This window comes from Gemmata sp. (genome assembly GCF_051859125.1).
Taxonomy (GTDB): domain Bacteria; phylum Planctomycetota; class Planctomycetia; order Gemmatales; family Gemmataceae; genus Gemmata.
In genome coordinates, this window is record NZ_JBHYGG010000263.1 from 21,243 (window position 1) to 28,719 (window position 7,477).

At 68.8% G+C, this 7,477-nt stretch carries 7 protein-coding genes; 3 read left to right on the forward strand and 4 right to left on the reverse strand.

Features of this window, described 5'->3' with window-relative positions; all coding sequences use genetic code 11:
- Positions 1–131 precede the first annotated feature (131 nt).
- The 3 genes from ACTIGN_RS25230 to argJ form a co-directional block, all read right to left on the reverse strand.
- Positions 132–1,064: an ABC transporter permease subunit gene (locus tag ACTIGN_RS25230; RefSeq protein ID WP_439629060.1), complete on the reverse strand. Its 933-nt coding sequence runs from the start codon at positions 1,062–1,064 to the stop codon at positions 132–134.
- A gap of 99 nt (positions 1,065–1,163) precedes the next feature.
- Positions 1,164–2,129 carry an ABC transporter ATP-binding protein gene (locus ACTIGN_RS25235; RefSeq protein WP_439629062.1) on the reverse strand — a complete coding sequence of 322 codons (966 nt, stop codon included), beginning with the start codon at positions 2,127–2,129 and terminating at the stop codon, positions 1,164–1,166.
- A gap of 86 nt (positions 2,130–2,215) precedes the next feature.
- Positions 2,216–3,394, reverse strand: coding sequence for a bifunctional glutamate N-acetyltransferase/amino-acid acetyltransferase ArgJ (argJ, locus tag ACTIGN_RS25240; protein ID WP_439629064.1), 1,179 nt, complete (start codon positions 3,392–3,394; stop codon positions 2,216–2,218).
- Positions 3,395–3,717: 323 nt separating this feature from the next.
- On the opposite strand from argJ, the gene ACTIGN_RS25245 reads away from it, so the two are divergent.
- Complete coding sequence (locus tag ACTIGN_RS25245; RefSeq protein WP_439629066.1) at positions 3,718–4,263, forward strand: hypothetical protein; 546 nt, start codon at positions 3,718–3,720, stop codon at positions 4,261–4,263.
- A gap of 21 nt (positions 4,264–4,284) precedes the next feature.
- On the opposite strand, the gene tuf is transcribed toward ACTIGN_RS25245, so the two are convergent.
- The gene (gene tuf / locus ACTIGN_RS25250; protein WP_439629068.1) at positions 4,285–5,460 is read right to left on the reverse strand and encodes an elongation factor Tu; all 1,176 of its coding nucleotides are present in this window, start codon (positions 5,458–5,460) and stop codon (positions 4,285–4,287) included.
- Positions 5,461–5,726: 266 nt separating this feature from the next.
- On the opposite strand from tuf, the gene ACTIGN_RS25255 reads away from it, so the two are divergent.
- The gene (locus ACTIGN_RS25255) at positions 5,727–6,374 is read left to right on the forward strand and encodes a hypothetical protein (RefSeq protein ID WP_439629070.1); all 648 of its coding nucleotides are present in this window, start codon (positions 5,727–5,729) and stop codon (positions 6,372–6,374) included.
- Between the two features lie 145 nt (positions 6,375–6,519).
- Positions 6,520–7,452: a DUF4886 domain-containing protein gene (locus ACTIGN_RS25260; RefSeq protein WP_439629072.1), complete on the forward strand. Its 933-nt coding sequence runs from the start codon at positions 6,520–6,522 to the stop codon at positions 7,450–7,452.
- Positions 7,453–7,477: the final 25 nt, after the last annotated feature.

A 7,477-nucleotide genomic window follows, 5' to 3' on the forward strand; every position in this document is an offset into this window, starting at 1 on the left:
CCCCCCCCGGGGCCCCCGGGACCCCGGGGCCCGGGGGGGGGCCGCCCCCCGCGGCGGGGCGGCCCGGGCGCCGGCCGGGGTCCTGCCCCGACTCGGGGGGCTGCCCCCCCCCGCTCGCCCAAGATCGGTTGTCACGACACGATCTCCACCGCCTGGACGCGCCGCCGCAGGTACAGCAGGCACGCGCCGCACACCGCGGCCACGACCGCCCACGCCTCCCAGAACTCCGGCTGGCCCGGCGGGCGGATCGTGTTGTGCTCGGCGCCGAGGCACCACAGCCCGCACAGGTACAGGTCGTTCCACAGGTCCACGAGCCGCCACCGCGGGTCCACCTCGCGGGCGAGCTGGTCGCCGAGCATCCGCAGGAACACGAACAGCCCCATCCAGATCATCACCATCGGCACCGCCCGCCGCACCCACACGGCCGTCGCCACCACGAGCAGGCTCATCGCCACCGTCAGCACGAGCCCGTAGCCGAGAATGCCCAGCAGCAGGTCGAGGTTGTCGAGGTAGTACGTCTTCCAGTCGTACAGCAGCCCGGCCTCGACCCACAGGCCGATCGCCGGGAGCGTGACCAGCACGTTCACGAACACGCCGATCGCGAGGCACTTCCCGAGGACGTAGTGCCACCGGCCGATCGGCTTCGACAGGTAGAACGGCAGGCTCCCGTGGAAGAAGTCGTTGCCCACGAGCACCGACCCGGCCAGCGCCAGGAGGATGATGAGGACGTACCCCTGGTACCAGATGAAGTTCCCGAACGTGTGCGCCGTGCCGTTGAGCGCGAGGCGGTCGAAGAACTTCGTGAGGTTCCCGACCGTCACCGGGATGCCGGCGAACCGCACGGTCTCGGTCGAGAGCTGGTTCGTGATCCAGACGACGAGGTACTGCGCGTAGAAGAAGAAGAAGAACACGAGCAGCCCGAGCCCGAACAGCCCCCACAGGAGCCGCCGGCGGACCAGCAGCCGGACCGACACGCGCGCCATCGCGACGGACGCCCACAGTGGCCCGTGCGGGGTGCCGCGCCACGGCCGGTAGCGGAGCAGGTTGTCGGTCTGTGCAGCCATGCTGATCCCAACGGCCAAGGTAGCAGGCACACTCCGTGTGCCGTCGATGGTAGACAGAACGGCACCCGGAGTGTGCCTACTACTTCTACCAACCCGCTCTCACGCTCCCACCGTGCGGAGGAACAACTCTTCGAGCGTCTCGTCGTCCGGGACCAGCGAGCGGATCACCGCGTTCTGCGTCTCGGCGAGCCGGAAGAAGTCGAGGTTCGCCCAGCCCGGCGGCACCGCGACGCGCCACTCGCCGTGGCCGTTGTCGGCCAGCACCCGCACCTCGCGCCTGGCCAGTTCGGACCGAAACGCGGCCCCGTCGCCCTGCACGCGGATGCGGAACCGGTGCAGCCGGGGGTCACGGAGTTCGGCGACGGTCCCCTGCCCCCGCACCCGGCCGGCCGCCATGATGACGACCCGCTCGCACACCGCCTCCACGTCGGCGAGCAGGTGCGTTGAGAGGATGACGGACTTCCCGTGGTCGGTGCCGAGCCGCTCGACGAGCCTCAGCATCGCGTCCCGGCCCGCGGGGTCCAGGCCCGAGGTCGGCTCGTCGAGGAACAGCACGGGCGGGTCGTGGACGAGCGCCTGCGCGAGTTTCGCCCGCTGCTTCATCCCCGCGGAGTATTCTTCCACGAGCCGGTACCGGGCCTCTTCGAGTTCGAGGTACGAGAGCACCTCGTGCGCCCGCCGCTGGGCCTCGCGCCGCGGCATCCCGTACAGTTCGCCCGCGAGGCTGACGTACTCGACGCCGGTGAGCCCGGGAACGAGCGCGTCGGCCTCGGGCATGAACCCGATGAGCCGCCGCAACTGCCAGTTCGCGCTCGCGTCGCGGTCGCCACCGAGTTCCTGGTCCAGCACGCGGCCGGTGCCGCTCGACGGCGGGATCAGCCCCATGAGGATCTTGAGCAGCGTGGACTTCCCGGCCCCGTTCGGCCCGAGCAGCCCGACCCGGCCCGGCGGCAGTTCGAGCGAAACGTCGTGCAGCGCCGTGAACGGGCCGAACGTGCGCGTGATGCCCGTGAGGGAAACCAGGGTGTGGGAGATCGGAGGTCGGGGATCGGAGATGGGGGGCATTGCTCTCCGTCCCGCACAGCTGCCGTTCGGTGCCGTTGGCCCGCCCGGTGCCGGCCAATCTCCCATTTCCGATCCCCAACCTCCAATCAGGTCGTGTAGTCCGCGTTGAGGCGGATGTACTCGGGGGTGAGGTCGCAGGTGTGGAACGTGCAGCGGCCCGAGCCGAGGGCGAACTTCAGCTTGAAGTGGACCTCGCGGTTGTGCTTCAGGTAGGCCGACGCGGACGCGGCGTCGAACGGCAGCGGCGTCCCGCTCCGGTAGAGGAGCATGTCGCCCATCCACATCGACAGGTCCTTCTCCTCGAACGGCACCCCGGCGTACCCCGCGGCCGACACGACGCGGCCCCAGTTGGGGTCGGCCCCGAACACCGCCGTCTTCACGAGTGCGCTCTCGGCGACGGTCTTCGCGATCTGCCGGGCGTCGGCGTCGGTGCGGCACCCGTCCACCTCGATGGTGATGAGGTGCTCGGCCCCCTCGGCGTCGATCGCGATCTTGCGGGCGAGTTCGACGCACACGCTGGTGACCGCGTCCTGGAACGCGGCGAGGTCGGGGCCGGCGAGCCTCGGGCCGGTGCCGTTGGCGAGGATGAAGACGGTGTCGTTGGTGCTGGTGTGGCCCTCGACCGAGACGCAGTTGAAGCTGCGGTCGCACGCGGCCCTGAGGGCGTGGTGCAGGTCGGTCTCGCCCACGGCCGCGTCGGTGAGGACGAACCCGAGCATGGTCGCCATGTTCGGGCCGATCATCGCCGCGCCCTTGGCGAACCCGGTGATCGTGAAGCCGTTCGCCTCGCGGGTGGCGACCTTGATGCCCGTGTCCGTGGTAAGGATAGCGGCCGCGGTGTGGCTCAGCGCGTCGCGCCCGGGCGCGACCTCGCGGGTCGCCTTCGGGATGCCGGCTTCGAGGATGGGCATCGGCAGCGGCCGGCCGATCACGCCCGTGGACGCGACCAGCACCTGCTCGGGTTTGCACCCGAGGGTACTGGCGACGAGATCGGTCATGCGTCGCGCGTCGGCGAGCCCCTGCTCGCCGGTGCAGGCATTCGCGTTCCCGGAGCAGACGACGATGGCCCGCGCGTCGGCCCGCGGGAGCCGCCCTCTGCTCACCTGCACGGGTGCGGCGCACACGCGGTTCTGCGTGAACACGCCGGCCGCGGTCGCGGGGGTGTCGCTCACGACGACCGCGACGTCGCGGCGGTCGGGTTCGCTGCGGAGTCCGCTTACAATGCCCGCGTACCGGTAGCCGCGGGCCAGGTGCCATTCGCTCATGCTGCAATCGTATACCTGCGGGCAAGTGGGAGAAGACGCCGTGTGATTTTCGCGCACCCGGTGCGTCGGCCGGGAAGCAATGGCACGCGGATCAAGAGGAGGAAAAGCCGGATCAAGAGGATCAGAGGGGGCTTCTCCTCGTCGCACCGCGGAGCGGATGTAACGAGCAGCGATCCTCGGAGCCGCCCCGCAATCCGCGAACTTTTCCTCAAGTTCACCACGGCCGCGATTCACTCACCCGTCGCGAATTCGCAGACCAACCGGCACACGCCGTGCAACACCAAGTGGCGTTGAAGTCACTCCCCCCGGCACGGAGGCCGATCATGAACCGGACGATCCTTACCCTCGCAGTGCTGGTCGCGGCCCGCCCCGCCCTTGCGGCCGACGCCCCGCCCGCGATCGGGACCACCCAGACCCTCCCGGTTGTCTCCGTTTCCATCTCGGTCGGGAACACTGCCGCCGAGAGCAAGCGGGTCGTCTACGCACCGCCCCCGGGGTGGTACGTCCGCAGTCACCGGGTCGTGACCGCCGACAAGCGGGGGTCGGTCACGTACACGGTGAGTACGGTACCAGCGGGGTGGGCGTGGCGGGCCGAGGAGCAGACGACGGCCGAGGCTAAAGCAGCCGCGGCTGCCGCGGTGACGGCGTACAAGGTGTCGGGGGGCGGTCAGGCCGCGACGGCCACGGCGACCGCCTCCACGGAACTCCAGGCGAACGCGTCGAGCCACCATTTGCTCGTCGTGGACGTGTCGGCCCGCGGGTGCGGGATCTGGAAGGGCGAGAGCGGGGTCGAACTGACGGTGGTCGCGGAACTGGTCTATCTCGGGACGCACGGCGCGAAGAAGGACGCGGGCGAGCGGCGGCCCTGAGGCCCCCGCCCGCCCGCGGGACTATTCCATCACCTCGCTCACGACGCCCGAGCCGACGGTCTTCCCGCCTTCCCGGATCGCGAACCGGCTCCCCGCCTCAAGGGCGATCGGCCGGTCGAGGCTCACCTCGATGCGGGCGCTGTCGCCGGGCATCACCATCTCGACCCCCTCGGGAAGTGTCACCGACCCGGTCACGTCCGTCGTCCGCACGTAGAACTGCGGCTTGTACCCGGTGAAGAACGGCGTGTGCCGCCCGCCCTCCGGCTTGCTCAGCGCGTAGACCTCCGCGCGGAACTTCGACCGCGGCCGGATCGACTTCGGCGCGGCGAGCACCTGCCCCCGCTGCACCGCGTCGGCCTTCACGCCGCGCAGCCGCACGCCGACGTTGAATCCGGCCTGCGCGAACGGCAGTGGCTTGTGGAACTGCTCGACCCCGGTGACCACCGACTCGACGGCGTCCCCGTTGCCGACCACCTCCACCTTGTCGCCGACGCCCACTCGGCCCTGCGAGATCAGGCCGGTGACGACCGTGCCGAGCCCCTCGATCGAGTACACGCCCTCCACCGCCATGAGGAACGGCTTGTCCACGTCCCGCACCGGGGCGGGGACGTGCGCGTCGAGCGCGTTCAGCAACTCGGTGACGCACCCGCTGAACGCCGGGTCGCCGGGGTGGTCGAGCGCGCCCTTGGCGTTGCCGCGGACGAACGGGACCGCGTCGCCGTCGAACCCGTACCGCGTGAGCAGGTCGCGCGTCTCGAGTTCGACCAGTTCGAGCAGGTCCGGGTCGCTCACCAGATCGACCTTGTTGACGAACACGACCAGGTGCGGGACGCCGACCTGCCGGGCGAGCAGCACGTGCTCGCGGGTCTGGGGCATGGGGCCGTCCACGGCGGAGATCAGGAGCACCGCGCCGTCCATCTGGGCGGCGCCGGTGATCATGTTCTTCACGTAGTCGGCGTGCCCCGGGCAGTCGACGTGGGCGTAGTGCCGCGTGTCCGTCTCGTACTCGACGTGGGCCGAGACGATGGTGACGGTCTTGGTGTCGTCGCGCCGGGTGCCGCCCTTGGCGACGATGTCGTAGGGCTTGGCCGTCGCCAACCCCTTCTGGGCCTGGACCGCGAGGATCGCGGCGGTGAGGGTCGTCTTGCCGTGGTCGATGTGGCCGATGGTGCCGACGTTGACGTGAACCTTGTGCATGGGAACGGGTCTCCCGGTCGCAACGAGCGACCGCGGGTGGTGCCGGAGCCCCTGCCCGGCCGCGGGTGCGGCCTTTTTTCCACGACGAGTGGACCCAGGGCAGGCTCTGCCGACGGTGCCGAAAGGCGCGGGATGGACACGCGAGCGGGCGGAGAGGTTCGGCCCAGAGTTCTGAGCCACGCAGCGAGAACGGGGCGGCGAAGGGGTGATGTGACGACTTGCACCCGGCCTGCGATCGGGGATGATGGCGGCACGGAGGGCGAGCGATGACGGAAGCGGAGTGGCTGCGCTCGATGGCCTTGCCGCCCGCACGACGCCTGACTCGTCGAGTCGAAGCACTGTTCGCCGTTGCCTGCATTCATCGAACCACCCAGGCCAAGGCTGATTCGTTCCTCCAGAAGACCACAGCACTTGTCGAGGAAGCTGCTGAATCGGGGATTTGGAGCAAAGTCGATGCAATCGCTCCGCAGGCAGCGAGCAACTGTGTCGGAGTTGAACTGGGCTCTGGATTGCACTTCTGGAAAATTGCTGCTCTGCGACTCACGACCGCTGCGTATCAGGCTCCAATGCACTTGCTCAAAGCCCTCGAAGGATCTGATTCGGTGATCCATCTCCGGCGGTTGTATTTGAAGTTGCTCACCGACATTACTGGCAATCCGCTTCGCGGAGGCAGTGACAGACGAAAGAAGCCCATCCCCCTTACGGAGGTGCAGAGTATGTGGCGGACGTCAACGGCGGTGGCGCTCGCGCAGCAGATGTACGACTCCCGTGATTTCAGCACGATGCCGATTCTCGCGGATGCACTCCAGGACGCCGGGTGCGACAACGACGACATCCTCAACCACTGCCGAGATGCCAACGGCGTTCACGTTCGCGGGTGTTGGGTGGTCGATCTGGTTCTTGGGAAGACGTGAGCCGGTGCCCCATCTGCTGGCGCAGAGGTACGCGGCCGCGCGACCGACGAAGAGAAGACCCTGCATCGCGGGAAGATTCGTCCGATACCCGCTCGGTTGCGGGAGGTTAGATACCCAGACACCCGCCCCTCCCGGAGTTCGGCCCATGCTCACCTGCAGGTTCGCCGCGCTGCTCCTCGGTCTTGCGCTGTTGCCCGCCGTCCTCGTCGCGCAGGACAAGCCCGAGCAGAAGACCGTTCGGCTACTCACGGTCGGCAACAGCTTCTCCCAGAACGCGACCAAGTACCTCGACAAGATCGTCGAGGCCGACGGCAACGCGCTCGTCCACCACCGGTGCGTCATCGGCGGCAGCGGGCCGGACCAGCACCTCGCCAAAGTCGGCGCACACGAGAAGGACCCGAAGGACAAGGCCGGGCTGTACGGCACCGGGAAGAGCCTCGCGGAGGAACTGGTCGCCGAGAAGTGGGACGTCATCACCATCCAGCAGGCCAGCATCAAGAGCCACGACCTCGCGAACTACAAGCCGGGCATGAAGACCCTGTACGAGTTCATCAAGAAGCACGCGCCGGCCAGTGAGGTGGTGGTCCACGAGACGTGGGCGTACCGCGTGGACGACCCGAGGTTCACGAAGCCGTCCGACAAGGGCGGCGAGCCGAAGACGCAGAAGGAGATGTACGACGGGCTGTCGAGCGCGTACCGCACGATGGCGAAGGAACTGAACGTCCGCTTCATCCCGGTCGGCGACGCGTTCTCCGCCGCGGACACCGACCCGAAGTGGGGGTACAAGCCCGACCCGAAGTTCGATCCGAAGGCGGCGACGGCCCCGGCCCTGCCGGACCAGACGCACTCGCTGCACGTCGGGTGGCGCTGGGCCGCGGCGACCGACGGCAAGCAGACGCTCAAGATGGATGGGCACCACGCGAACGCGACCGGCGAGTACCTCGGCGGGCTCGTCTTTTACGAGTTCCTGTACGGTCGGAGCGCCGTCGGGAACACGTTCCGCCCGGCCGGCGTAGGCGCGGACTACGCCCAGTTCCTTCAGGAAACCGCACACAAGGCGGTCGAGAAGGTGAAGTGATTGCATTCTGGTGGGGCAGGCATTC

Coding starts and splice junctions, on each gene's coding strand:
- ACTIGN_RS25230 (WP_439629060.1), bottom strand. CDS start 1,064: ATGGCTGCACAGACCGACAACCTGCTCCGCTACCGGCCGTGGCGCGGC.
- ACTIGN_RS25235 (WP_439629062.1), bottom strand. CDS start 2,129: ATGCCCCCCATCTCCGATCCCCGACCTCCGATCTCCCACACCCTGGTT.
- argJ (WP_439629064.1), bottom strand. CDS start 3,394: ATGAGCGAATGGCACCTGGCCCGCGGCTACCGGTACGCGGGCATTGTA.
- ACTIGN_RS25245 (WP_439629066.1), top strand. CDS start 3,718: ATGAACCGGACGATCCTTACCCTCGCAGTGCTGGTCGCGGCCCGCCCC.
- tuf (WP_439629068.1), bottom strand. CDS start 5,460: ATGCACAAGGTTCACGTCAACGTCGGCACCATCGGCCACATCGACCAC.
- ACTIGN_RS25255 (WP_439629070.1), top strand. CDS start 5,727: ATGACGGAAGCGGAGTGGCTGCGCTCGATGGCCTTGCCGCCCGCACGA.
- ACTIGN_RS25260 (WP_439629072.1), top strand. CDS start 6,520: ATGCTCACCTGCAGGTTCGCCGCGCTGCTCCTCGGTCTTGCGCTGTTG.